This is a genomic window from Streptomyces mutomycini (assembly GCF_001700505.1).
Lineage (GTDB): Bacteria > Actinomycetota > Actinomycetes > Streptomycetales > Streptomycetaceae > Streptomyces > Streptomyces mutomycini.
The window spans coordinates 1-1,569 of the sequence record NZ_MAPV01000330.1; the positions used below are offsets into that span (position 1 = coordinate 1).

A 1,569-nucleotide genomic window follows, 5' to 3' on the forward strand; every position below is an offset into this window, starting at 1 on the left:
GGCCCGCATGCCCGCCGCCCGATCGGGGCATACGGGCCCAATGGCACGCCCGTTCCACGCCGCAGCAGCCCGTGTCCGCCGCCTCCGCTCCCGTTCGCTCGCCACCTCCCCAGCCGGCGGGCTCGCACCCGCGGCGCACCCCTGGAAGCGCGCGTTCGGCCTCCTCGCCGTGGTCGTGCTGGGCGCCTGGCTCGGCCTGCTGGTCGTCGGCAGCGTGCGGACGCCCGTGGGCCCCATGGACACCACCATGACCCTGCGTCCCTCGGTGAGCGGCGGTACCAAGATCAACGTGTCACCGCTCGGCGCCCTGGAGCTGGACTCCCACCACGCACCTGTCCGCCTGGACGTGGACGTGGACCAGCTGGACCCGGAGCGCTCGCAGGCCCTGGTCAAACACCCCGAACGCCTCTCCGGGCTCCAGGACGAGGTCACCGCCGACGTCGCCTCCGGGACCCGGGAGCTCGCCGTCCGCTCCTGCGTGGCCGTGGTGTCCGGCGCCACCGCGCTCGGCCTCGTCGTCTACCGGCGCCCGCGTCGCGCCCTGGCCGCCGGAGGTCTCGCCCTGGCGCTGCTGGCAGCCTCGGGAGTCAGCGCGTACGCCACCTGGAACCCGAAGTCCGTCCTGGAGCCCAAATTCTCCGGGCTGCTCTCCAGCGCCCCGTCGGTCGTCGGCGACGCCCGCTCGATCGTCACCGAGTTCGACGTCTACCAGCAGGAACTGGCCAGGCTCGTCACCAACGTCACCAAGCTGTACGACGCCACGTCCACGCTGCCCGTGTACCAGCCGGACCCGGGGACCATCCGGGTCCTGCACGTCTCCGACATCCATCTCAACCCCGCCGCCTGGCACATCATCGCCTCGCTGGTCGAGCAGTACGAGATCGACGTGATCATCGACTCGGGCGACACGATGGACCACGGCACGGCCGCGGAGAACGGCTTCCTGGACCCCGTCCGCGATCTCGGCGCGCCCTATGTGTGGGTCAGGGGCAATCACGACTCGAAGGAGACCCAGGCGCATCTGCAGAAGACGAAGAACGTGCGCGTCCTCGACGGGGGCGACGCGGTGAAGGTGGCCGGGCTGCGGATCGCCGGCATCGGGGACCCGCAGTTCACACCCGACCGCTCGCGCCCCACCGGCGGCAAGGCCTCCGAGCAGCTCGCGGGCATGCGCCTCGCCGCGGCACTGCGCGACCAGAAGCAGGCGGGAACCCCGGCGGACATCGCGGTGGCGCACGACCCGAACGCCGCCCGGGAAACCGACGGGACCGTTCCGCTGGTCCTGGCCGGCCATGTGCACCACCGGGTGAACGAACTGCTGCCGCTGGGCACACGGCTGAAGGTCGAGGGCTCCACGGGCGGCGGCGGACTGCGCGCCGTACAGAACGAGAAGCCCGAGAAGGTGCGCGCCTCGGTGCTCTACCTGGACCGCGCCACCCGGCGTCTGCAGGCCTGGGACGAGATCACTCTCGGAGGTCTCGGCCTGACGACGGCCGAGGTCGGCCGCCATCTCCCCGAGGAGAACCTGAAGAGCCCGTCCCCCTCCCCCTCTCAGACCCCTTCCACGGC

At 71.9% G+C, this 1,569-nt stretch carries 1 protein-coding gene; it reads left to right on the forward strand.

Annotated elements, in window-relative coordinates:
- Nucleotides 1-40: 40 nt before the first annotated feature.
- A partial coding sequence (locus BFF76_RS30245) for a metallophosphoesterase family protein (RefSeq protein ID WP_065849498.1) occupies nucleotides 41-1,569 on the forward strand: 1,529 nt, incomplete at its 3' end.